The 22,747-nt window shown below is 73.6% G+C and carries 22 protein-coding genes; 12 read left to right on the top strand and 10 right to left on the bottom strand.

The annotated features are described in order from the left end of the window. Nucleotides 1-11 precede the first annotated feature (11 nt). The gene (pcrA, locus tag ACRYR2_RS24075; protein ID WP_432565452.1) at nucleotides 12-2,363 is read left to right on the top strand and encodes a DNA helicase PcrA; all 2,352 of its coding nucleotides are present in this window, start codon (nucleotides 12-14) and stop codon (nucleotides 2,361-2,363) included. Nucleotides 2,364-2,479: 116 nt separating this feature from the next. Here pcrA and ACRYR2_RS24070 read toward each other — a convergent pair whose 3' ends face one another. From ACRYR2_RS24070 to ACRYR2_RS24060, 3 genes are read right to left on the bottom strand one after another with little or no spacing between them, the layout of a single operon-like run. After that, nucleotides 2,480-3,574 carry a Gfo/Idh/MocA family oxidoreductase gene (locus ACRYR2_RS24070; protein WP_432565451.1) on the bottom strand — a complete coding sequence of 365 codons (1,095 nt, stop codon included), beginning with the start codon at nucleotides 3,572-3,574 and terminating at the stop codon, nucleotides 2,480-2,482. A gap of 23 nt (nucleotides 3,575-3,597) precedes the next feature. Continuing rightward, nucleotides 3,598-5,019, bottom strand: coding sequence for an alpha-L-fucosidase (locus ACRYR2_RS24065; RefSeq protein WP_432565450.1), 1,422 nt, complete (start codon nucleotides 5,017-5,019; stop codon nucleotides 3,598-3,600). Continuing rightward, a complete protein-coding gene (locus ACRYR2_RS24060; RefSeq protein ID WP_432565449.1) occupies nucleotides 5,016-5,930 on the bottom strand; it encodes a MurR/RpiR family transcriptional regulator in 915 nt (304 codons plus the stop codon). The genes ACRYR2_RS24065 and ACRYR2_RS24060 overlap by 4 nt, the downstream gene beginning before the upstream one ends. A gap of 184 nt (nucleotides 5,931-6,114) precedes the next feature. Here ACRYR2_RS24060 and ACRYR2_RS24055 point away from each other — a divergent pair, with 184 nt between their 5' ends. The 5 genes from ACRYR2_RS24055 to ACRYR2_RS24035 are packed head-to-tail and all read left to right on the top strand — an operon-like array spanning nucleotide 6,115 to nucleotide 11,172. Beyond that, nucleotides 6,115-6,882 carry a sugar isomerase domain-containing protein gene (locus tag ACRYR2_RS24055; RefSeq protein ID WP_432565448.1) on the top strand — a complete coding sequence of 256 codons (768 nt, stop codon included), beginning with the start codon at nucleotides 6,115-6,117 and terminating at the stop codon, nucleotides 6,880-6,882. Between the two features lie 33 nt (nucleotides 6,883-6,915). Continuing rightward, on the top strand, nucleotides 6,916-8,319 hold the full coding sequence (gene ngcE, locus ACRYR2_RS24050) for an N-acetylglucosamine/diacetylchitobiose ABC transporter substrate-binding protein (RefSeq protein WP_432565447.1): 1,404 nt from the start codon (nucleotides 6,916-6,918) through the stop codon (nucleotides 8,317-8,319). Continuing rightward, complete coding sequence (locus tag ACRYR2_RS24045; RefSeq protein WP_432565446.1) at nucleotides 8,316-9,287, top strand: carbohydrate ABC transporter permease; 972 nt, start codon at nucleotides 8,316-8,318, stop codon at nucleotides 9,285-9,287. The genes ngcE and ACRYR2_RS24045 overlap by 4 nt, the downstream gene beginning before the upstream one ends. Then, nucleotides 9,284-10,195 carry a carbohydrate ABC transporter permease gene (locus ACRYR2_RS24040; RefSeq protein ID WP_432565444.1) on the top strand — a complete coding sequence of 304 codons (912 nt, stop codon included), beginning with the start codon at nucleotides 9,284-9,286 and terminating at the stop codon, nucleotides 10,193-10,195. Before ACRYR2_RS24045 ends, ACRYR2_RS24040 begins: the two co-directional genes overlap by 4 nt. A gap of 5 nt (nucleotides 10,196-10,200) precedes the next feature. Next, on the top strand, nucleotides 10,201-11,172 hold the full coding sequence (locus ACRYR2_RS24035) for an N-acetylglucosamine kinase (protein WP_432565442.1): 972 nt from the start codon (nucleotides 10,201-10,203) through the stop codon (nucleotides 11,170-11,172). Here the strand turns inward: ACRYR2_RS24035 and ACRYR2_RS24030 are convergent. Continuing rightward, nucleotides 11,132-11,734, bottom strand: coding sequence for a LysE/ArgO family amino acid transporter (locus ACRYR2_RS24030; RefSeq protein WP_432565440.1), 603 nt, complete (start codon nucleotides 11,732-11,734; stop codon nucleotides 11,132-11,134). The genes ACRYR2_RS24035 and ACRYR2_RS24030 overlap by 41 nt on opposite strands. A gap of 69 nt (nucleotides 11,735-11,803) precedes the next feature. Here ACRYR2_RS24030 and ACRYR2_RS24025 point away from each other — a divergent pair, with 69 nt between their 5' ends. Continuing rightward, on the top strand, nucleotides 11,804-12,754 hold the full coding sequence (locus ACRYR2_RS24025; protein WP_432565438.1) for a LysR family transcriptional regulator ArgP: 951 nt from the start codon (nucleotides 11,804-11,806) through the stop codon (nucleotides 12,752-12,754). 45 nt (nucleotides 12,755-12,799) lie between these two features. Further along, nucleotides 12,800-13,285: a DUF427 domain-containing protein gene (locus tag ACRYR2_RS24020; RefSeq protein WP_432565436.1), complete on the top strand. Its 486-nt coding sequence runs from the start codon at nucleotides 12,800-12,802 to the stop codon at nucleotides 13,283-13,285. Between the two features lie 7 nt (nucleotides 13,286-13,292). Here ACRYR2_RS24020 and ACRYR2_RS24015 read toward each other — a convergent pair whose 3' ends face one another. The 4 genes from ACRYR2_RS24015 to ACRYR2_RS24000 all read right to left on the bottom strand — a co-directional run bounded on the left by ACRYR2_RS24015 (nucleotide 13,293) and on the right by ACRYR2_RS24000 (nucleotide 16,582). After that, nucleotides 13,293-14,564, bottom strand: a complete 1,272-nt coding sequence (locus ACRYR2_RS24015; protein WP_432565434.1) for a cation:proton antiporter — start codon at nucleotides 14,562-14,564, stop codon at nucleotides 13,293-13,295. Nucleotides 14,565-14,579: 15 nt separating this feature from the next. Beyond that, a complete protein-coding gene (locus ACRYR2_RS24010) occupies nucleotides 14,580-14,849 on the bottom strand; it encodes a GlsB/YeaQ/YmgE family stress response membrane protein (RefSeq protein ID WP_432565432.1) in 270 nt (89 codons plus the stop codon). A 194-nt stretch (nucleotides 14,850-15,043) separates the two neighbouring features. Continuing rightward, nucleotides 15,044-15,883: an SDR family oxidoreductase gene (locus ACRYR2_RS24005; protein WP_432565430.1), complete on the bottom strand. Its 840-nt coding sequence runs from the start codon at nucleotides 15,881-15,883 to the stop codon at nucleotides 15,044-15,046. A gap of 78 nt (nucleotides 15,884-15,961) precedes the next feature. Next, the gene (locus ACRYR2_RS24000; protein ID WP_432565428.1) at nucleotides 15,962-16,582 is read right to left on the bottom strand and encodes an L-threonylcarbamoyladenylate synthase; all 621 of its coding nucleotides are present in this window, start codon (nucleotides 16,580-16,582) and stop codon (nucleotides 15,962-15,964) included. A gap of 41 nt (nucleotides 16,583-16,623) precedes the next feature. Here ACRYR2_RS24000 and ACRYR2_RS23995 point away from each other — a divergent pair, with 41 nt between their 5' ends. After that, the gene (locus ACRYR2_RS23995) at nucleotides 16,624-17,253 is read left to right on the top strand and encodes a TetR/AcrR family transcriptional regulator (protein WP_432565426.1); all 630 of its coding nucleotides are present in this window, start codon (nucleotides 16,624-16,626) and stop codon (nucleotides 17,251-17,253) included. 43 nt (nucleotides 17,254-17,296) lie between these two features. On the opposite strand, the gene ACRYR2_RS23990 is transcribed toward ACRYR2_RS23995, so the two are convergent. Both ACRYR2_RS23990 and ACRYR2_RS23985 read right to left on the bottom strand, forming a co-directional pair. Further along, nucleotides 17,297-17,986, bottom strand: coding sequence for a GNAT family N-acetyltransferase (locus tag ACRYR2_RS23990; RefSeq protein ID WP_432565424.1), 690 nt, complete (start codon nucleotides 17,984-17,986; stop codon nucleotides 17,297-17,299). A gap of 51 nt (nucleotides 17,987-18,037) precedes the next feature. Beyond that, complete coding sequence (locus ACRYR2_RS23985) at nucleotides 18,038-18,979, bottom strand: NAD-dependent epimerase/dehydratase family protein (RefSeq protein ID WP_432565422.1); 942 nt, start codon at nucleotides 18,977-18,979, stop codon at nucleotides 18,038-18,040. Between the two features lie 240 nt (nucleotides 18,980-19,219). Between ACRYR2_RS23985 and sucC the strand changes: the two genes are divergently transcribed. The 3 genes from sucC (at nucleotide 19,220) to ACRYR2_RS23970 (ending at nucleotide 22,681) form a co-directional block, all read left to right on the top strand. After that, nucleotides 19,220-20,392, top strand: coding sequence for an ADP-forming succinate--CoA ligase subunit beta (sucC, locus tag ACRYR2_RS23980; protein WP_432565420.1), 1,173 nt, complete (start codon nucleotides 19,220-19,222; stop codon nucleotides 20,390-20,392). Between the two features lie 3 nt (nucleotides 20,393-20,395). Beyond that, entirely contained in the window at nucleotides 20,396-21,295 is a 900-nt protein-coding gene (gene sucD / locus ACRYR2_RS23975) for a succinate--CoA ligase subunit alpha (RefSeq protein ID WP_432565418.1), read from the top strand. Between the two features lie 120 nt (nucleotides 21,296-21,415). Next, a complete protein-coding gene (locus ACRYR2_RS23970) occupies nucleotides 21,416-22,681 on the top strand; it encodes a cell division protein PerM (RefSeq protein ID WP_432565416.1) in 1,266 nt (421 codons plus the stop codon). The last annotated feature ends 66 nt before the right edge of the window (nucleotides 22,682-22,747 follow it).

Raw genomic sequence — 22,747 nt, 5'->3', positions numbered from 1 at the left:
CTTATGTCTACCTGCCGGGGGGAACTGCCGCGGGTCCCGCGCCGGCAACCGCGGAGCCGCCCCCCCCCCCCCCCCCGGGCCCCCCGCCCCCGCCCCCCCCCCCCCCCCCGCGCCGGTCCGGGCTCGACCCGGCCGCCCTGCTGGTCGGGCTGAACCCCCAGCAGCGCCAGGCCGTCGTGCACTCCGGGACCCCGCTGCTGATCGTGGCCGGTGCCGGGTCGGGCAAGACGCGGGTGCTCACCCACCGCATCGCCCACCTGCTGGCCGAGGAGCGCGCCACCGCGGGGCAGGTCCTGGCGATCACGTTCACCAACAAGGCCGCGGCCGAGATGCGCGAACGTGTCGCGGCGCTCGTCGGCGACGTCGTGGGCATGGGCGCGCGCAGCATGTGGGTCTCGACGTTCCACTCCGCGTGCGTGCGCATCCTGCGCCGCGAGGCCCACCACCTCGGGATGCGGACCTCGTTCTCGATCTACGACTCCGCCGACTCCCAGCGGCTCATGGCGATGGTCGGGCGCGAGCTGGAGCTGGACCCCAAGAAGCACGCGCCGCGCGCCATGTCGGCCATGGTCTCGAACCTGAAGAACGAGCTCGTCGACGAGGAGACGTTCTTCGACCGCGCCCACTCCGAGTCCGGCAACGAGACCGAGCGGGTCCTGGCCCGGGCCTACCGGATGTACCAGCAGCGGCTGCGCCAGGCCAACGCCATGGACTTCGACGACCTGATCATGTCGACCGTCCACCTGCTGCAGGCCTTCCCCGACGTCGCCGAGCACTACCGGCGCCGGTTCCGGCACGTCCTGGTGGACGAGTACCAGGACACCAACCACGCCCAGTACGTGCTGGTCAAGGAACTCGTCGGGACGGGGGAGGGGCCCGTCCCGCGCGGCGAGCTCACCGTCGTCGGCGACGCCGACCAGTCGATCTACGCGTTCCGCGGGGCGACGATCCGCAACATCGTGGAGTTCGAGCAGGACTACCCCGACGCCACGACGGTGCTGCTGGAGCAGAACTACCGCTCGACGCAGAACATCCTCACGGCGGCCAACGAGGTCATCAAGCTCAACGCCGACCGCCGGCCCAAGAACCTGTGGACGGCCTCGGGGGCGGGGGAGAAGATCGTCGGGTACGTCGCCGACGACGAGCACGACGAGGCCGCCTTCGTCGCCGAGGAGGTCGACCGCCTCCACGACCACGAGCAGGTCAGGTACGGCGACGTCGCGGTGTTCTACCGGACGAACGCCCAGTCCCGCTCGCTGGAGGAGGTGTTCATCCGCACCGGGCTGCCGTACAAGGTGGTCGGCGGCACCCGCTTCTACGAGCGGCGCGAGATCAAGGACGCCGTCGCCTACCTGCGCGTCCTGGACAACCCCGACGACACGGTCAACCTGCGCCGGGTGCTGAACACCCCCAAGCGCGGCATCGGCGACCGCGCCGAGGCCGCGATCGTGGTGCTCGCCGAACGGGAGCGGATCGGCTTCAACAGCGCCCTCGAACGCGCCGACGAGGCGATCGGGCTGGTCTCCCGCTCCCTCAACGCGATCAAGGGCTTCGCCCAGCTGATCGCCGACCTGCGCACGCTGGCCGAGTCCGGCGCCTCACCGGCCGTCGTCCTCGAGGCGGTCCTGGAGCAGACCGGTTACCTGGCCGAACTGCGCGCGAGCTCGGACCCGCAGGACGAGTCGCGGGTGGAGAACCTCGCCGAACTCGTCGCCGTGGCCGAGGAGTTCGCCGAGGACGACCCCGAGGGGACGCTGTCGGACTTCCTGGAACGGGTCTCGCTGGTCGCCGACGCCGACCAGATCCCCGAGGGGGCCGAGGACGAGGGGGTCGTCACGCTGATGACCCTGCACACGGCCAAGGGGCTGGAGTTCCCCGTCGTGTTCCTCACCGGCATGGAGGACGGGACCTTCCCGCACTCCCGCTCCCTGGGTGACCCCGACCAGCTGGCCGAGGAACGCCGGCTGGCCTACGTGGGGCTGACCCGGGCGCGCGAACGGCTGTACCTGTCGCGGTCGGCCGTGCGCAGCGCGTGGGGGGCCCCGCAGCAGTTCCCGCCGTCGCGCTTCCTCGACGAGGTCCCGGGAACGCTGGTGGACTGGAAGCGCGGGGAGTCGTCGTTCCAGAACGTGTCCTCCCCGACGGCGTCCTCGCGCGTCGCGCAGCGGCCGGGGGTGCGCTCGGCGGGCAGCCGCCCGGTCATCTCCCTCAACGCCGGCGACCGCGTCACGCACGACTCCTTCGGCGTCGGCACGGTCGTGCGGATCGAGGGCGAGGGCGACAAGACCATCGCGCACATCGACTTCCGCTCCGAGGGCACGAAACGCCTGCTGCTGCGCTACGCCCCCGTCGAGAAGCTCTGACCCCACTCGCGCGACACGATCGTGCTTGATCACCGAAGTGCTTGATCACGGCGGGTTCCGGGCGGTCCCTTCGTCGTGATCGAGCACTTCGGTGCACAGTCGCCCAGTGCGACCGGTCACTCCAGCTGGTCCGCCCACGCCTCGCGCGTGGTGACCACCGGGCCGCCGGTGGTCACCGAGGAGGCGATGGCCAGACCCAGCAGGTGGTCCTGGGCGGCCTCGGCCAGCGGGTACGGCGGGGGACCGTCGCCGCGCGCCCACGCCGCGGCGCGCTGCAGCAGGGTGGCGACCGCGATCTCCTCGTCGTTCAGCCGGGCACCGGGGTAGGGGTTGCGGAACAGCACCTGCCCGTCCAGGGCGAGGTGGTCCAGGTCGAAACCCTGCACGTCCTGCTGCAGCCCGGTCTGACGCCGTTCGATGGACGACGTCACGACGGTGGTCGGGCCGGTCAGCCGCACGAGGCGGTCGTCGACGAGTTCCCCCGAACTGCCGCGCACGACCATCCGCCGCGTCCGCAGCGGGTTGCGGGTCTGGGTCTGGGTGAAGTCGTACAGGGCGCTGCGGCCGTCCCCGAAGTCCAGGGTCGCGATCGTCGTGACCTGCGGCCGGGGTCCGGTGCTGCCCGTCCAGCCGGCCCGCGTGATCGGGTCGGCCAGCGGGGCCGTCGTCGCGGTGGCGACCACCCGCGCCGGCCGGGCACCCACGCCCAGCAGCCCGCGGACCATCGAGGTGGCGTGGTACAGCTGCGTCGAGGAGACCTGCACCGAGGTGGCCTCGCCCAGCAGGCCCCGGCGGACCACCTCGGCGCGCGCGGCGTTGTGCGGGAACAGCAGGTACTGCTCGGCCACCTGCACGCGCCGGGCCGGGCCGGCGGCGTTCCACAGGGCCCGCAGCGCGTCCAGGTCGGCCGCCGGCGGTGTCTCGGTCACGACGGCCGCGCCCCGCTCCAGCAGGTCCAGCACCAGCCCGGGGGCCGCCGAGGCCGGCACCGAGACCACGACGACGTCCGGACGGGCGCGCAGCAACCCCGCCACGTCGCGGTGGACGTCCAGTCCCCGCCGCGCGACCGCCGCGGCCGTGGCGTCGCTGCGGGCCAGGACACCGGTCACCTCGAACTGCCCGGGCAGCCGGCGCAACAGGTCCAGCAGCAGACCCGCGCGGTACCCGCCGCCGGTCAGGGCCAGTCGCGCCGGGCGTGAGGAGGGGAGCACCTGCTCGACGGTAGCGGTGGGGCTCACGGCCGGCGCCGCGCAGCACCGGCGACGGTGCGGACCCCCAGCAGCGCCGGCCGGGCACGGAACCGCTCGAGGGTCACCACGATCCGGTCGGTCTCGACGTCGGGCACGTCGAGCATCCGCAGGTGACCGACGACCCCGGCACCGCCGCGCCAGACCTCCCGGCCGTCGCGGTGCAGCACCACCGAGAACTCCTCGATCCGCTGGCCGGAGGCGATGTCCTCCCACAGGTCCACCGACCGGCAGGTGAAGGCCCCGGGGAACTGCAGGACGAGGCGGGGCCGGTCGTCGTCCGGGCGCCACGGCGCGCGCTCCGGTGCCGGCTCACCGGCCAGCGCAGAGCCGTCGCCGCTGGAGACGGTCGCGGTCGCCGCCGCAGCGTGGTCGGCGGCCCGGTGCTGCGCGATGAGTCCGCCCAGCCCGCGCAGGGCCGCGACGTCGGGGGCGGCCAGCCGGCCCTGCGCCGTGGGCGGGACGTTGAGCAGGAAACCCGCGTTGCCGCCGACCGCGCCGCGCCACAGGTCGAACAGTTCACCGGCGGACCGGACCTGGTCGTCCTGCGCGGGGTGGTGGAACCAGCCGGGGCGGATGGAGGTGTTCACCTCGGCGGGGTACCAGACGCACTCCCCGGTGTACCCGGCCAGTGCGTCGCGGCTGCCGAGGTCCTCCTGGTCCGAGCGCACCCGGCGGGAGAAGCGCCCGTCGTCGGCCTGCTGGGACTTCGAGGCGGTGTACTCGGCGTCGAGCAGCTCGTGCGGCACGACGCTCCACTCGTCGGCGCGGACGTGACCGGCCTCGTTGCCGCACCAGCGCACGTCCGGCCCGCACACGCCGATGACCGCCTGCGGCTGCAGGTCCCGGACCACCCGGTGGTAGCGGTCCCAGTCGTGGAACTGCCGTCGCCCGTCCGGGCCCTCGCCGTTCGCGCCGTCCAGCCAGACGCAGAACACCTCGCCGTAGCCGGTCAGCAGTTCGGTCAGCTGGGCGACGAAGTAGTCGTCGTAGGCGCGGCCGGTGCCGTACCGGGCGTCGGCGCGGTCCCAGGGCGAGAGGTAGATCCCGAACCGCAGACCGGCCGCCGCGCAGGCCGTCGCGACCTCGGCCACGAGATCGCCCCGACCGCCGCGCCACGGGCTCGCGGCGACCGAGTGCGCGGTGTGCGCGCTGGGCCACAGGCAGAACCCGTCGTGGTGCTTGGCCGTCAGGACCACCCCGCCCATCCCCGCCGCGGCCATGGCATCGACCCACTGACCGGCGTCCACGTCGGGCGGGTCGAAGATCGCGGGGTCCTCGTGGCCGGTTCCCCACTCCCGGTCGGTGACGGTGTTCACGCCGAAGTGCACGAAGCCGTGGAACCCCGACCGCTGCCAGCGCAGCTGGCGCGCCGACGGGCGCACCTGCGCCAGGACGTCGAGGTTCACCGCGTCCGCCTCCGGGACCGCCGCACGACGTGGTCGCCGGGGATGTGGTCGGTCAGCGCCCGCGCGGCGCTGGCCCGGGAGAACGTCAGCTGCGCCACCCGCACGTACAGGCAGTCCACGACCAGCAACTGCCCGTGCCGGGCGGCGAACGGTCCCTCCCGGAACGTCGTACCACCGGGCGCGGCGGTCAGCACGACGTCGGCGAGGCGGGCCAGGGGGGAAGCGGGGTCCCCGGTCACCGCCACCGTCGTCGCGCCGCGGCGGACGGCCAGCTCGGCGGGCTCGACGACCTCGCGGGTGGCCCCGGAGACCGAGATGGCGATCGCGACGTCGGCGGCGGTCAGCAGGGCCGCGGACGTCGTGGCCGCGTGCACCTCCGTCCAGTTCCGCACCGGAACCCCGATCCCGAACAACCGGGCGTCGGTCTCGGCGGCCATCGCCGCGCTGCCGCCCACGCCGTAGACGTCGACCCGGCGCGCGCGGGCGACGGCCTGCGCCGCCTTCTCGACCGCGTCCAGGTCCAGGCGCCGGGCGGTGTCCTGCAGGCTGCGCACGTCGGCGGCGGCGACGACGGCCGCGACCCGTTCGAGGTCGTCGTCCGGCCCGATGTCCGGCCCGATCTCGGCGGTGCCCCAGACCCCGTCGCCGGAGCGGCGCCCCTGCTCGCGGGCCATCAGCAGCACCAGCCCCTGGTACCCCTCCAGGCCGATGGTCTGGCAGAACCGGGTGACGGCGGCCTGGGAGGTTCCCGCGCGGCGGGCCAGTTCCGCGGCCGAGCACCGCTCGACGAGGTCGGGGTGCCGCAGGACGAAGTCGGCGACCTTGCGCAGTGAGGGTGGGAGCTCGGACTGCACGGCGAGGATCCGCTGCACGGGATCCGCGGTGCTCGTGGCCGCAGTGTTCGTGGTCACCGCCACCTCCTCGGGAACTGGATGGGGGAACCGGCCTGCGTTTCCCGGAGGCTAGCACCGCGCGGCAACGCCTCGGCCGCAACACGAACGTGACGGGAACGAGCCTTGACACCCGGCGCCGGTGAGTGAACCATCCATGCAACCAGCGAGGTCGTGGGTGAATCAACGACTCAGGAGATCCCCTGTGCCAGCGTTTCCGCAACACGTCGAGGAGTTCCAGCGCGAGGTCGTCGACCGGCTCACCCGGTTGTCCGCCCTGGCCGCCTCCGGTGGGCTCGACCGCGCCGTCGACCTGCTCGCCACCTGCATCGCCTCCGGTGGGGTCGTCCACGCCTTCGGCACCGGGCACTCCGAGGCCTTCGCCATGGAGATCGCCGGCCGCGCCGGTGGCCTGATCCCCACGAACAAGGTGGCCCTGCGCGACGCCGCCCTGTTCGGGAACCACGCGATCTCCGAACTCACCGGGGAACCACCGCTGGAACGCGACCCGGCGATCGCCCGGGACGTCTTCGACACCGTGGTCCGCGACCCCCGGGACGTGTTCGTCATCGCGTCCAACTCCGGCGTCAACGGCTCGGTCGTGGGGCTGGCGCTGCTGGCCGCGGAGCACGGCCACCCGGTGATCGCCGTCACCAGCCTGGAGCACACCCGCGCCGTCGAGCCCAAGCACCCCAGCGGGAAGCGGCTGTCCGAGATCGCCGACGTCGTCCTGGACAACCTCGCCCCCTACGGCGACGCGACCCTGTCCACCGTCGCCGACGTCGCGGTCGGTGCGGTGTCCTCGCTGACCGCGGCCCACCTCGCGCAGCTCCTGACGATCGGGACCGTCACGGCCCTGACCGCGCGGGGGCAGGAGGCGCCCCTGTACGTCTCGGCCAACGTCCCCGGTGGGCACGACCGCAACCTCGCGATCGAGGCCCGCTACGGGAACCGCCTGCGCCGCAGTGCTTGAGCCACGACCCATCTTCAGCCGAGAGGACACACCGTGAGCGAGACCCGAGAACTGCACCGCCGCCGCTTCCTGGGCCTGGCGCTGGCCGGCACCCTCGTGCCGGTCGGCACCGCCGCGTGCGCCGCGGGTGGCAGCGGCAGCGAGGAGCCCGACGCCGGTCCCACCGGGGAGGTCAGCGACGACAACCCCTTCGGCGTCGCCGATGGCGCCGCCGTCGAGGCCGTCATCTTCGACGGCGGGTACGGCACGGACTACGTCTCCGCGGTCGCCGCGACCTACACCGACCTGCACGGCGGGGAACTCACCGTGGCCCCCTCGACCCAGATCGCCCAGGAGATGCAGCCCCGGTTCGTCGGCGGGAACCCGCCGGACCTGCTGGACAACTCCGGTGCCAACGCCATCGGCCTGGCCACCATCGCCGCCCAGCTGGAGGACCTCACCCCGCTGACCGAGGCCAAGAACACCGACGGGGACGTCATCGCCGACACCCTGTACCCGGGCATGCTGGACGACGGCTACTACGACGGCCGGCTGGTCCAGCTGAACTACGTCCTGACCGTCTACGGGCTCTGGTACTCCAAGACGCTGTTCGACGCCAACGGCTGGACCGCGCCGGCCACCTGGGACGACGTCCTGGCCCTGGGGGCCGCGGCGAAGTCGGCCGGCAAGTACCTGTTCTGCTGGGGCAAGGAGGCCGCCTCCTACTACCTGACGCTGGCCGTCGAGTCGGCGATCAAGGAGGGCGGCGACGAGGTCCGCATCGCCCTGGGCAACCTCGAGGCGGACGCGTGGAGCCAGCCGGCGGTGCAGGCCGTGTTCGCGAAGATGGCCGAAGCCGTGCAGGCGGGGTACTTCCGTCCCGGCGGCGCCGGCACCCAGTTCACCGCCGCGCAGGCCCAGTGGAGCCAGGCGCAGGAGGCGATCCTGTACCCGTCGGGGTCCTGGATCGAGAACGAGATGAAGAGCCAGACCGCCGCGGACTTCCAGATGACCGGGTGTCCCGCACCGTCGGTCACCGCCGGCGCCGCGATGCCGCCCGCGGCGTTCCACGCCAGCGCCGGTGAGCCGTTCGTCGTGCCGAGCCAGGCGAAGAACAAGGCCGGCGGCATGGAGGTCCTGCGGCTCATGCTCTCCAAGGAGGGCGCGTCGAACTTCGCCGAGACCAAGCTGTCCTCGACGATCGTCAAGGACACCGTGCCCGCCGACGCCTTCGGCTCCACGGCCCTGGCCTCGCAGATCGCGATGCTCGACGCGGCGGGCGAGAACACGTTCACCTTCAACTTCAACGACGTGTACGGGTTCACCAGTCAGAACAACGTCCTGTGGAACGGGTTCATGTCGGGCCAGCTCGACGTGGCCGGGCTCACCAGCGGTCTGCAGCAGCAGTTCGACGCGACCCGCGAGGACCCGAGCATCGTCAAGGTCGAGGTGTCGTGAAGGCGGCGACCGCGTCGCGCCGGAGGCTGACGTTCGACCGCGTCAGCCTCGTGGTGGTGTTCCTGGTCATCCCGGTCGCGCTGTACCTGGTGTTCGTCCTGTACCCGTTCACGCAGGCCGCCTGGTACTCGCTGACCTCCTGGTCCGGGTTCACCGCGACGCAGGAGTTCGTGGGGCTGGACAACTACGCGCGGCTCGCCTCGGACGGGCTGTTCGTCACGGCGGTGGGCAACAGCCTCGTGCTGCTGCTGGTCGTCCCGGCGGTCACGCTCGTCCTGAGCTTCGCCCTGGCCTGCCTGCTGACGTTCGGCGGGGCCTCGACCGGGGCCGTGCGCGGGCTGACCGGCTCGTCGTTCTACCGCGTCGTCTCGTTCTTCCCGTACGTGGTTCCGGCCATCGTCGTCGGCATCGTCTTCGGCCGGGTCTACGACCCGAGCGCGGGCCTGCTCAACGGCGTCCTGACCGGGCTCGGGCTGGACCGGTTCACCGACTTCGCCTGGCTGGGGGACCCGTCGACGGCGATGGCGGCCACGATCGTCGTCATCGTGTGGACGTTCGTCGGGTTCTACATGGTGCTGTTCGTGGCGGCCATCCGCGGCATCCCCACGGAGATCTTCGAGGCCGCCCGCCTCGACGGGGCCGGCCGGTTCCGCACGGCGGTCTCCATCGCGGCCCCGGGGACGGCCGGCTCGATCCGCACGGCGTACGTCTACCTGGGGATCTTCGCGCTGGACGCCTTCGTGTTCCTCGCCGCGCTGAACCCCGACGGCGGCCCGGGGAACTCCACCCTGGTCATCACCCAGCAGATCTTCAGCACCGCGTTCCGCGACGGGCGGTTCGGGCTGGCGTGCGCGATGGGTGTCGTGCTGGCCCTGCTCACGTTCGCGTTCATCGGCCTCGTCTTCGGGGTCGGGCGGTTGCTGGAGCGGCGGTCGCGGACACCCGGGCGCGGGAGCGTGCTGTCGTGAGCGGGCACGACGTCGCGAGCCCGGCGCGGGCCGCGGGGAGCCCTCCGGCGACGGCCCCGCGCGCCCCCCGAGGCGGCCCGTCGGGGGAGCGGACGGTGGCGGTCGGCTCGCACACCGTGCTGGGGATCTGGTCGGCGCTCGTCCTGCTGCCGTTCCTGTGGACCCTGCTGTCGAGCTTCAAGACGACGCGGGAGATCTTCGCCTCGCCGTTCGCGCTGCCGGCGCAGTGGCGGTTCGACAACTACGTCAACGCCTGGCGGTCCGCGGGCATCGGGTCGTACTTCTTCAACTCGGTCGTCGTCGTGGCCTGCGCGCTGGTGCTGACGATGGTCATGGGGGCGATGTCCGCCTACGTCCTGGCCCGCTTCTCGTTCCGGGGCCGGACGCTGATCCGCAACCTCGTCGTCGCGGGCCTGACCTTCCCGGTGTTCCTGGCCGTGGTGCCGCTGTTCTTCATCCTGCAGCAGGTCGGGCTGCTCAACACCCTGCCCGGGCTGATCCTCAGCTACGCCACCTACGCCTACCCCTTCACGGTGTTCTTCCTGCTGAGCTTCTTCGAGGAGCTGCCGGGGGAGATCGCCGAGGCCGCCTCGATCGACGGGGCCAGCGAGTGGCGGACGTTCTTCCAGGTGATGCTGCCGATGGCCGGTCCCGGTCTGGCCTCGGTGGCGATCCTGAACTTCGTCGGGCTGTGGAACCAGTACCTGCTGCCGGTCGTGCTGAACTCCGACCGGGACAACTACGTCCTGACCCAGGGGATGGCGGCGTTCCAGAGCGCCGCGGGCTACGACGTCGACTTCGGGGCGCTGTTCGCGGGTGCGGTGACGACGATCGTGCCCGTGCTCGTGGTCTACCTCGTGTTCCAGCGGCGGCTGCAGGGATCGGTCTCGGCGGGCGGCCTGAAGTGAGCGGGGTGCTGCTGGCGCTGGACGCGGGCGGCAGCACCACCCGGGCGCTGGTGCTGGCGCCCACCGGCGAACCGCTGGGCCGCGCCGTGGCCGGACCCGGCAACCCCACGGCGGTCGGGGTGCCAGCCGCGCTCGCCGCGTGGCGCGCGGCCGTCGAGGAGGCGCTGGCCCGGGCCGGGCGTCCCGTCACCGCCGTGGCGGGAACCGTCCTGGCCGCGGCCGGCTCGGACCGGCCGCTGACGGCGGCGCAGATCGGGCGGCACCTCGGGCTGGCGCACCCGCCGCGGCGGGTGTCGGACCTGCTGGCGATGTTCTACTCCGCCGCCGCGCAGGACGAGGGCGCCGGCCTCATCGCCGGCACCGGGTCCGTGGCGGCGCGGGTGGCCGGCGGGGAGCTGGTGCGGGCCGTGGGCGGGAACGGCTGGCTGCTGGGCGACGCCGGCTCGGGGTTCTGGATCGGGCGGCTCGTGGCCCGGGCGGTGGTCGACGACCTGGACGGGACGGGTCCGGCGACGGCGCTGACCCCGGCGGTGCTGGCCGCGCTGGAACTGGTGGACGACCGCCGGCCCCGCGAGGGGCGCCCGTTCGTGCTCGGGGAGCTCGTCGACGTCGTGTACGCGGCCGACCCGGTCGCGCTGGCGCGTCTCGCACCGCACTGCTTCGCCGCCGCCGGCGCCGGGGACGCGGTCGCCGCGGGCATCGTCGCCGCGGCCCAGGACGAGCTCGCGGCTCTGGTCCGCGCGGTCGCCGGGCCCGGCCCGCTGGTGGTGGGCGGCAGCGTCTGGCGGCGCGGGATCGAGGGGTCGGCGTGGTCGCCGGCGCTGCGCGAGGCCCTGGCCGGGCGGGAGGTCGCCGCGGCAGACGACGGCCTGCTGGGAGCGGCCGTGCTGGCCCTGCGGGACACCGGGGTGCCGCCGGCCGACGCGCGGGCGGCGCTCACAGCCCCCGCAGCAGCTGCACCGCCAGCACGGTCATGACGACGGCCACCCCGAGGTCCAGCACCCGCCAGGCGGACGGTCGCGCGAACACCGGCCGCAGCAGCCGGGCCCCGTGACCCAGGACGGTGAACCACACCAGGCTCGCGAGCGCCGCCCCCGCGGCGAACCACCAGCGCGCCGCGCCGTGGGCGGCGGCCACCGAGCCGAGCAGGACGACGGTGTCGAGGTAGACGTGCGGGTTGAGCCACGTCAGCCCGGCCGCTGTGGCCAGCACCGTCCCGAGGGCGGCGGGCGCGCCGGACACGTCGGTGCGCAGGGCGCCCGGTCGCCAGGCCCGCCGCAGGGCCAGCGCGCCGTACCCGAGCAGGAAGACCGCCCCCGCGACCCGCACGACCGTCAGCGCCGCGGGGTGGGCGGTGAACAGCGCGCCGGCCCCGCCGACGCCGGCCGCGATGAGGACGACGTCGCTGACCGCGCAGACCGCGACGACGGCTCCCACGTGCTCCCCGCGGACGCCCTGCTTGATGACGAAGGCGTTCTGCGCGCCGATGGCGACGATGAGGGACAGCCCGAACAGGGTGCCGGACAGCAGGGTGAGCACGCCCCGACGCTAGAGCGGTCGGTCCCCCGGCTCCAGCTCAGGATTCTTCGCCGACGTTAGCGTGGCTTCATGGATCTCGACCTGGCCCAGCTGCGGGCGCTGGCGGCCGTGGTGGCCGAGGGCACCTTCGAGGCGGCCGCGCGCACCCTGCACGTCACGCCCTCGGCGGTCAGCCAGCGCATCCGTGCGCTGGAGACGTCGGCCGGCCGGGTGCTGCTGGTGCGCAGCAAGCCGGTGCGTCCCACCGAGGCGGGGCGCACGGTGTTGCGGCTGGCCCGGGAGGTGGAGCTGCTCGCGGCCGACGCCTCGTGGGAGATCGACGCGGGCCGGCGGATGCCGGTGCTGCCGATCGCCGTCAACGCCGACTCCCTGGCGACGTGGTTCCTCGCCGCGCTCGCGCCGCTGGCCGGGCAGTACTGCTTCGACCTGCGCCGGGAGGACCAGGAACGCACCGGTGAGCTGCTGCGGGAGGGCACCGTCGTGGCCGCCGTGACGACCGAGGCGGTACCCGTCGGCGGGTGCTCCTCGGTGCCGCTGGGGACGGTGCACTACCAGCCGTGCGCGAGCGTCGGGTTCGCCCGCCGCTGGTTCGCCGACGGGGTGGACGCGCAGGCGCTGCAGCGTGCGCCCGTGGTCGTCTTCGACCGCGACGACGACCTGCAGGACAGGTGGTTGCGGCGCTTCGGGAACCCCGCCCCGCCGCGGCACCACGTCCCCTCGACCTCGGACTTCGGGGAGGCGGTCCGCCGGGGGTTCGGCTGGGGGATGATCCTGCCGGAGCAGGTGGCCGCGTTCGGCCCGGGGGAGTGCTTCGACCTGGACCCCGGTGGTGGGGTCGACGTCGCGCTGCACTGGCAGCGGTGGCGGATCCGGTCCCCCTCGCTGGACCGGATCAGCGACGCCGTCCTGGCCGCGTGGGCCGGGTCGCCCGGTGGGGGACCGTTGACGCAAAGGGCCGGTAGGTCCGGCCCGACGCGTCAACGGTCCGAACCCCCGGGCCCGGCCGAGTTCCGCGGCTGACCGGCCGAGCTGGCGGGGGGCCCGGGGCGGTTCCAGGCTGGGGCGGTGAGCGAATCCTGCTGGGACTACCCCCGTCCGCCGCGGCTGGAACCGGCCCGCCGGCGGGTGCGGATCCTGGATCCCGCCGGCCGGCTGCTCGTCGACCTGCCGCCGTCGGACGTGCCCCGCGCCTGGCGGGTCCTGGAGACCTCCCACCCGCCGACGTACTACGTGGCGGCGGACGCGCTGCCCGAGGGGGCGGTGCGTCCGGGGGCCGGGTCGAGCTGGTGCGAGTGGAAGGGGCGGGCGTCCTACGTCGACCTCCTGGACGCCGAGGGCGCGGTGGTGCGCCCGCGTGCCGCGTGGACCTACCCCCGGCCGACGGCGGCGTACGCCGAACTCGCCGGTGCGCTCGCGTTCTACCCCTCGGCGGTGCGCTGCCTGCTCGACGACGAGGTGGTCCTCGCCCAGGAGGGCGACTTCTACGGCGGGTGGATCACGTCGGAGGTGACCGGGCCGTTCAAGGGCGGGCCGGGGACGCTCGGGTGGTGAGGACGCCTCACAGGTGGGTGTCGGCGACGTCGGTGTCGCGGCGGGACGGTGCGTTGCGGACGCGGGCCGCGTCGAGCGCACCGACGACCGGTGCCGCGGTGAACCCGTGCACGAGCACCGACAGCGCGACGGTGAAACCGACCGCCGCCCACAACGGGCGGGCGGGGAAGTCCGCCTCGCCCAGGGCGTAGGCCAGGTAGAACAGCGATCCGATGCCGCGCACCCCGAAGACGGCGATGACCCAGCGCTCCCGTGGGCCGCCGGGGGTCCGCACCAGGCTGAGCCAGCCGACGACCGGCCGGATCAGCACGACCAGCAGCACGCCGACGAGGGCCAGCTGCCACGTCAGGGCCTCGAGCAGCCCGTCGGTGAGGGCGGCACCCAGCAGCAGCAGCAACCAGGAGGTGAGCATCCGCTCGACCTGCTCGACGAACTGGTGCGCCACCCGGTGCGCCCCGTGGGCGCGCTCGGCCGAGCGGATCGTGCAGGCGGCCACGAAGACGGCCACGAACCCGTACCCGTGCAGCAGTTCGGTGACCCCGTAGGCCAGGAACGTCACGGCCAGCGCGGTGAAACCCTCGGCCTGGTCGGCCAGCCGCAGCGAGGGCAGCGGGGAGTGGAAGAACAGGCGTCCGAGCAGCCAGCCGATCGCCAGGCCGCAGGCCACGCCGACGACACCGCGCAGTGCGATGTCCTCGAGGAACCAGTCGCGCAGCGCCACCGTGGACAGCCCCGTCGTCGCCAGCACCACGGCCAGGTGGACGATCGGGAAGGCCGCTCCGTCGTTGAGCCCGGCCTCGCTGGTCAGGGCGAACCTGACCTCGTCCTCGGTGCCCTCCTCGTCGGCCGGTTCGCCGACCTGGACGTCGCCGGCCAGGACGGGGTCGGTGGGGGACAGGACGGCGCCCAGCAGCAGGGCCGCGGCCAGCGGCAGCCCGGCGATCCACCACCCGGCCAGGGCGACCAGGGCGATCGTCAGCGGCATCGCGAGGGCGATCAGCCGCCAGGTGGAGGCCCAGCGACGCCACCCGACGGCCCGGTCCAGGGCCAGGCCCGCCCCCATCAACGAGATGATGACGACGAGTTCGGTGACGTGCTGGGTCGCCTCCTCGTGCTCGAGGGGGTCCACCGAGGGCAGCCCGGGAACCAGGCCCAGCAGGACCCCGGCGCCCAGGAAGGCCATCGGCAGGTTGACCGGCAGGCGGTCCACCACCCGTGGCAGCACTGCCGCGACCAGGGCGCTGGCGCCCGCCAGGGTGAACAGGACGGGCGACAGCACCTCGGTCCGCCGGGATCAGCGGCGGCTGCGGCCGCGGATCGACGCGACGGCGGAGACGCCGATCGCGGCGAGGACCACCTGGAAGATCAGTTCGATCCAGTCGAAGCCGCGGGTGTCCGCGAGCCCGATCCCGCGGGCGAGCGCGGTGCCGATGAGCGCGGCGACGATCCCGACGAGGATGGTCAGCAGGATGGAGATGTTCTGCCGGCCGGGCAGGATCAGGCGCGCCAGGGCGCCGATGATCAGACCCACGACGATTGCGGTGATGATGCCGGTGACGGTCACGTGTACCTCCAGTTCGAGCAGCCGATGAGGTTTCGCCGGCCTGGTGCACGAGGAGCGGGACCGCTCCTCCAGCGCGCCGAAACGTTGCCACGAAACCGCCGACTCCGCCTCTCGAGACGGCGGAACGGCCGGTACCGGCACTCACGGTGACGGCGCCGTTTCCGGCCGTCAGTGCCGGTGGGTCCCGCGGTTCCTCAGAGGATCGGTGTGCCACCCGTGACGGCCACGCGCGCCCCGGAGACGTAGCTGCCGTCGTCGGAGGCGAGCAGGACGTACACCGGAGCGAGCTCGGCCGGCTGCCCAGGGCGTCCCAGGGGGGCCTGCTGCCCGAAGCTCTCCACCTGCTCGGGCGGCATGGTCGCGGGGATGAGCGGCGTCCAGATGGGGCCGGGCGCCACGCTGTTGACCCGGATTCCCTTCTCGCCGAGCAGCTGCGCCATCGACGCGCACATGTTCGCGATCCCGGACTTGGTCACCGAGTAGGGGATGAGCGTGGGTTTCGGGTTGTCGGAGTTGACCGAACTGCTCCCGATGATCGACGAGCCCGGCCCCATGTGCGGCAGGGCGGCCTTGCTCAGGTAGAAGAAGGCGCTGAGGTTGGTGTTCAGCGTGTACAGCCACTCCTCGTCGCTGATCTCCTCCAGCGTCTCGTGGCTCATCTGGTAGGCGGCGTTGTTGACCAGGACGTCGACCCTGCCGAACTCGGCGACGCAGCGGTCGACGATCGCGCGGCAGTGCGCGGACTCGGAGACGTCACCGGGTACCAGCACGGCCTTGCGGCCCGCCTCCTCGACCCAGCGCGCCGTCTCGCGGGCGTCCTCGTCCTCCGACAGGTAGCTGATGACGACGTCGGCGCCCTCGCGGGCGTAGGCGATGGCCACGGCGCGGCCGATGCCGGAGTCGGCCCCGGTGATGATGGCGACCTTGCCGGTGAGCTTGCCGCTGCCCTTGTACGACGACTCGCCGTGGTCGGGCTTGGGGTCCATCGCTGCGGTGGTGCCGGGCGGTTCCTGCTGCTGGCTGGGCTGGCTCACGTGTTCCTCCGTGGCTCGGGACGGCTTCCACCCCACCCCTACCCGGCGCGTTCCGGCGCCAACCGTGACGCGGTGGGTTCAGCCGAAGCGGTCCGGGTCGCCCGCGCCGACGCGGGTCACCTCGGGGTAGCCCTCGGACCAGTCGACGACCGTCGTCGGCTCCGTGCCGCAGTCCCCGGCGTCGACGACGGCGTCGACGACGTGGTCGAGCTCCTCCTTGACGGCCCAGGCGTCGGTCGGGGGTTCCTCGTGCCCGGGCAGCAGCAGGGTGCTGGACAGCAGCGGCTCACCCAGTTCGGCCAGCAGCGCCCGCACGAACGGGTGGTCGGGGATGCGCACCCCCACGGTCTTCTTCCTCGGGTGCGCGAACCGGCGCGGAACCTCCTTGGTGGCGGGCAGGACGAACGTGTACGGGTTCGGCGTGGCCGCCTTCACCGCGCGGAACTGGACGTTGTCCAGGTGCACGAACTGCCCGAGCTGGGCGAAGTCGGCGCACACCAGCGTGAAGTGGTGCCGCTCGCCCAGGTGCCGGATGCGGCGGATCCGGTCGGCGCCGGTGTGGCTGTCGAGCCGGCAGCCCAGGGCGTAGCAGGAGTCGGTCGGGTAGGCGATGAGCGCGTCGTCCCGCAGCATCGCCACCAGCTGGGCGACCGCCCGTGGCTGGGGGTTCTGCGGGTGGACTTCCACGAAACGCGCCACGACGGCAGTCTAGGACGTGTGATCCAGGTCATGATGGTGTCGTGACCGCAGAAGCTGCCGCCCCGCGCGCCAGCCGGCTGGCCGCGGAGTCGGGGGAGCCTCGAGCGCTGCGCAGTCGCCGGCTGCTGATCGACGCCCTGCTCGCCCTGCTCGCCGAGCGCCCGCTGGCCGACCTGACCGTCGCCGAGCTGTGCCGCCGCGCGGGGGTCAACCGGGCCACCTTCTACGGGCACTGGGCCGACCAGCGTGCCCTGGCCTCCGAGGCGTTCACCGAGCTCGTCGACCGGCTCGCGGAGGTGCCGACCGACGAGCTGGGCGGCCTGGGCGACCCCGAGGCGGCCGGCCGCTACCAGGACTCCCTGCGCGGCCAGCTGCAGTACGTCGCCGAGCACCGCACGACGTTCCGCGCGTTGTTCGGGTCCGACGCCGACGCCGGGTTCCGCCGGTCGCTGACCGACGCCCTCGCGCGGCGCGCCGACCTCGCGGTGCGGGTGTGGATCGACCGTGGCGTCGCGCCCGCCGACACCCCGCCGGAGTTCGTCCGCTACCTCGCGGGCGGGCTCGTGGCGGTCCTGGCGGGGTGGGCGGACGGCGAGGACGACGACGTGGACGCCACCGCCCGCCGCATCCAGCAGCTGCTGCCCGCCTGGTGGCCGCGCCAGGACGGCTGAGGCGGCCTCGCGCGGTCGCGGTGGGCGAGGACACCGGCGGGGTTCAGGGCGTGCGGACCCGGGCGAAGTCGACGGCCCGGCGCAGCGAGAAACCCAGGTTCTCGTAGAGCCGCACCGCGCCGGTGTTGTGCGTCGCGGCGTGCAGGAACGGGGTTTCCCCGCGTTCGCGGATCCCGTGCGCCACAGCGCGCACCAGTGTCGTGGCCAGACCACGGCCCCGGGCCGACGGGTCGGTGCACACGGCGCTGATCTCGGTCGCCGGGCCCAGCCGCAGGCGCTCGCCGGCCATCGCCAGCAGTCTGCCGTCCTCGCGGACCCCCAGGTACCGGCCCAGCAGCCGGGTGCGCGGCAGGAACGGCCCGGGTTGCGTGCGCGCGGTCAGGTCCAGCATGTCCGGCACGTCGTCCTGGCCGAGTTCGACGACCAGCGGGGAGGTGCCGGAGACGAAGGCCCCGGTCGCCACCAGTTGCACCCCGGGCAGGCTCGACGTCACCTCGAAACCCGCCGGGGGGCGCACCGCCAGCGCGGGCACGAGCAGTTCGGCGCCCGGCCCGGCCAGGTCGGCCAGGTCGGCCCACGCCTCCGGCGAGGACTGGTCGGCCAGCCCGCAGAAGGGGGAGACGTCCCCGGGGTAGCGCCGGCCCTTCCCGGTGCCTTCGGCCAGGTCCGCGTGCACGCCCTCCAGGGCGGCCCAGACGGGGTTGTCCAGCGGGTCGTCCGTCACGGACACCATCGTTCCACGGGCGGCGGACCCACCCGGTGGGCTCCCGCTGCGCCGGCGCGGTCAGCCCGGCAGCAACCCCATCGCCTCCACCGCGGCCCGCGCCGCCTGCAGCGACGTGAACCCCGGCGCGTAGCCCAGGAGCTCGCGCGCCTTGGCCGTGCTCGCGCTGTGGCTGCGGGACAGGTGCTCCCAGCTGGCCTCGGCGTGCTCGCCGGTCGCGGCGCGGAACTTCTCCCAGCTCACGTGCCGCAGCTGCGCCTGCCGGCCCCACCAGCCCGCGGCGGCCCGGGCGAAACCCCGGACGGTCAGGGCGCGGTCGGAGACGGCGTGGAAGCTCTCACCCGCCGCGGCCGCCGGATCGGCCAGCGCCAGGTCGAAGACCTGGGCGACGTCGTCGGCGTGCACGTGGTGCATCGTCTCCAGGCCCAGCCCGGGCACGAGGAGTTCGGCGCCGGTCGACAGGCGCCGCCACACGTCGGGGTCGAGGTTGCCCAGCGGCGTGATGACGGGCCACCCCGGTCCGCTGATGTGCCCCGGGTGCACGACCGTGCACCGCAGACCGCCCGAGCGGGTCTCGGCGAGCAGGAACTCCTCGATGGCCGCCTTCTGCGTCCCGTACTCCCCGAACGGTTCGCGCGGGTCGTCCTCGCGCAGCGGTGAGGCGGCGGCCGGGCCGTGGACCCAGATCGTCCCGCAGTGCGCCAGGAACGCGCCGGTCGGGCGCAGCGCCTCGACGAGCCGGCGCGCCGAGTCCACCGTGAAGCAGACGAGGTCGACGACGGCGTCGGGCTCCAGCGCCGCGACGCGGGCGCCGAACGTCCCCGCCGCGTCCTCCGCCTCGCGGTCGGCGACGAGCGCCTCGACCTGCCGCCAGGCCGGATCGGGGTGGTACGGCTCACGCGTGCCGCGGCTCAGCGCGCTCACCCGGTGGCCGGCGCGGACCAGACGGGGGACGAGGTAGCTGCCGATGTGGCCGGTGGCTCCGATGACGACGACGTGCACGGGCCCACTGTGCACCCAGCGCGCACCCACCGCTCCCGGGTCCGCCGGTGCCGGCTGACACCCGGTGACCGCAGTGTGACGGGCATCTCCCGGGGCGCTCACGTGCGGAGCCGTGCCCGGGACTAGTGTCGGACCCGCCCGGTGCCGGCCGACGTGGACGCCCGACCAGTGATCCTGGACTGGTGCTCGTCGGCACGGCAAGTCACTTCCGACCGAAGACGAGGAAGACGAGGAACACTGGTGGACCTCTTCGAGTACCAGGCGCGCGACCTGTTCGCCGCGCACGGCGTACCCGTGCTGGACGGCAGGGTCGCGACCACCCCGGAGGAGGCCCAGGCGGCCGCCGAGGCCATGGGTGGCGGAACCGTCGTCGTCAAGGCGCAGGTCAAGACCGGAGGCCGCGGCAAGGCCGGCGGCGTCAAGCTCGCGCACTCCCCGGCCGAGGCGGCCGAGAAGGCCCGCGAGATCCTGGGCATGGACATCAAGGGACACACCGTCCACCAGGTGATGATCGCCGAGGGCGCCAAGATCGCCGAGGAGTTCTACTTCTCGGTCCTGCTCGACCGCTCCAACCGCACCTACCTGGCGATGTGCAGCGTCGAGGGCGGCATGGAGATCGAGCAGCTCGCCGTCGAGCGGCCCGAGGCCCTGGCCCGCGTGCCCGTGGCCGCCGAGGTCGGCATCGACGCCGCCAAGGCCGACGAGATCGTCAAGGCCGCCGGGTTCGCGCCCGAGCTGCAGGCGAAGGTCGCCGAGGTCATCGTCAAGCTGTGGGGCGTGTTCCAGGCCGAGGACGCCACGCTCGTCGAGGTGAACCCGTTGGTGCGCACCGAGTCCGGGGACATCGTCGCCCTGGACGGCAAGGTGACGCTGGACGAGAACGCCGAGTTCCGCCACCCGGCGCACGCCGAGTTCGTCGACGCCGCCGCGGCCGACCCGCTGGAGGCCAAGGCCAAGGCGCTGAACCTCAACTACGTCAAGCTCGACGGCGAGGTCGGGATCATCGGCAACGGCGCCGGGCTGGTCATGTCGACCCTGGACGTCGTCGCCTACGCCGGGGAGAAGCACGGCGGCACCAAGCCGGCGAACTTCCTCGACATCGGCGGTGGCGCCTCCGCGCAGGTCATGGCCAACGGCCTGGACGTCATCCTGAACGACCCGCAGGTCAAGAGCGTGTTCGTCAACGTCTTCGGCGGCATCACCGCCTGCGACGAGGTCGCCAAGGGCATCGTCTCCGCCCTGGGCATCCTCGGCGACGAGGCGTCCAAGCCGCTCGTCGTGCGCCTGGACGGCAACAACGTCGAGGAGGGCCGGCGCATCCTCGCCGAGGCGGACCACCCCCTCGTCACGGTCGTGGACACCATGGACGGGGCGGCCGACAAGGCCGCCGAGCTCGCCAGCGGGAAGGCCTGAGCCATGTCGATCTTCATCAACTCCGACAGCAAGGTCCTCGTCCAGGGGATGACCGGCTCCGAGGGCCGCAAGCACACCCAGCGCATGCTGGCCTCCGGCACGCAGATCGTCGGCGGGGTGACCCCCGGCAAGGGCGGCCAGTCCGTCGACTTCACCGGCGCCGACGGCCAGCCCGTCGCGGTCCCGGTGTTCGGCTCGGTCGGTGAGGCCCGCGCGGCCACCGGCGCCGACGTCAGCGTCATCTTCGTCCCGGCCAAGTTCACCGGGGGCGCCGTCGTGGAGGCCATCGAGGCCGAGACGCCGCTCGTCGTCGTCATCACCGAAGGTGTCCCGGTGCACGACTCGGCCGAGTTCTACGCGCTCGCCGAGAAGTCCGGCAAGACCCGGCTCATCGGCCCGAACTGCCCGGGGCTGATCAGCCCCGGGAAGTCGAACGTCGGGATCATCCCGGCCGACATCACCAAGGCCGGCCGCATCGGCCTGGTCTCGAAGTCGGGCACGCTGACCTACCAGATGATGTACGAGCTGCGCGACATCGGGTTCTCCTCGGCCGTCGGCATCGGTGGTGACCCCGTCATCGGGACCACGCACATCGATGCGCTGCAGGCCTTCCAGGAGGACCCCGAGACCGACGTCATCGTCATGATCGGTGAGATCGGCGGCGACGCCGAGGAGCGCGCGGCCACCTTCATCGAGGCCAACGTGACCAAGCCGGTCGTCGGCTACGTCGCCGGGTTCACCGCCCCCGAGGGCAAGACGATGGGCCACGCCGGCGCCATCGTGTCCGGTTCGGCCGGCACCGCCCAGGCCAAGAAGGACGCCCTGGAGGCGGCCGGTGTCAAGGTCGGCAAGACGCCGTCCGAGACCGCCGCGCTGGCCCGGGAGATCTTCCAGAGCCTCTGAGGCGCGGTCGGTCCTCGTCGCCTCCCCGCGGTCGGTGATCGACCCCGGGGAGGCGACGCGGCGTTCCGGGCGGGTGTCGGTGCGCCCAGAACGGCGCCCGACAGGGGAGCATCGACGGTGATGTCTGCCTCCACCGACCGGCCCGCCGCACGACGCGCCGACCGTCCCTCGTCCCGCCAGGCCCAGGCCTCCGTGGCCGACCTGCTGCCCCTGCTGTCCGCCGCCGTCCGCGCCGTCCTGACGGTGCTGGTGCCGCTGGTGGCGCTGTGCGTCGTCGGCTGGATCGCCTCGGTGCGTTCCACCTCCTCCCTGGCCGCCGTCGCGCGCGTGGGCGCGGACCTGTGGCTGCTGGCGCACGGCGCCTCCGTCGCGATCGTCGGCGGCAGCGTCGGCATCGCCCCGCTGGGACTGACCCTGCTGGCCGTGTGGTCCGCCCGTCGCGCCGTCCGGATGTGGCTGCGCGACCAGGTCGAGTCCGACCGCGGCGTTCCCTTCTGGCGCGGCCTCGGCGTGTTCACCGCCGGCTACGGCGTCCTGGCACTGCTGGTCGCGGCGGTCTCGCGCAGCGGGGTCGGCGCCGCCGGGCTCGGGACGTCGCTGCTGGGCGGGTGCCTCGTCGCCGGGACCGGCGGGCTCGTCGCCCTGTGGGCCCACCGCCCCGGCCTGCCCTCCGGCGTCGCGCCGTTCGTCGTCGCCGCGTGGCGGCCGGCGGTGACCGCGTGCGCGGGGCTCCTCGGCGCCGGAGCACTCGTCCTGGCCGCCGCCCTCGTGCACGGCCGTGCCGACGTCCTGGCCCTGCACGAGGCGCTGCAACCCGGACTGCTCGGGGGTGTGCTGCTGACGCTGGGGCAGGCGCTGCTGCTGCCGACGTTCGCGGTCTGGGGCCTGGCGTGGACGAGCGGGACGGGCTTCGCCGTCGGGACGGGGACCTCGGTCGCGCCCGGCGGGACGTCGCTGGAGGTCCTGCCCACGATCCCCGTCTTCGGTGCGCTGCCGGCCCCCGGCGCCACGCCGGCGCTGGCGCTGGCGGCGCTGGCGGTGCCCGTGCTGGCCGGCGCGGGAGCGTGGTGGCTGCAGGCCCGGCGCGCGCAGCCGGTGGCCGGGTTGCTGCACCGGTGCGCGAGCGCCGCGCTGAGCGGGCTGCTCGCCGGCATCGTCGTCGCGATCGCGTGCTCCCTGGCCTCCGGGCCCGTGGGGCAGGGCCGGATGAGCCAGGTGGGCCCCCACGCCCTGCTCACCGGTGCGGTCGTGGCCGGTGAGGTGGCCGCGGGGGCGTTGCTGGCCGTGTTGGTCGGACGGGCGTGGCGGACCTGGCGGGGGACCAAGGTCGTCGTCGCGCTGCCGGAGAGCGGGGACCGCACGCCGGGCAAGCTCCTCGGCGACTGACCGCGGGGCCGCCGGGGTGGGGACCGTTGACGCATCGGGCCGGACCTACCGGCCCGATGCGTCAAC

The sequence above is a fragment of the Kineococcus deserti genome (genome assembly GCF_050871945.1).
Lineage (GTDB): Bacteria > Actinomycetota > Actinomycetes > Actinomycetales > Kineococcaceae > Kineococcus.
This window is presented reverse-complemented; position numbering and strand designations above follow the sequence as displayed.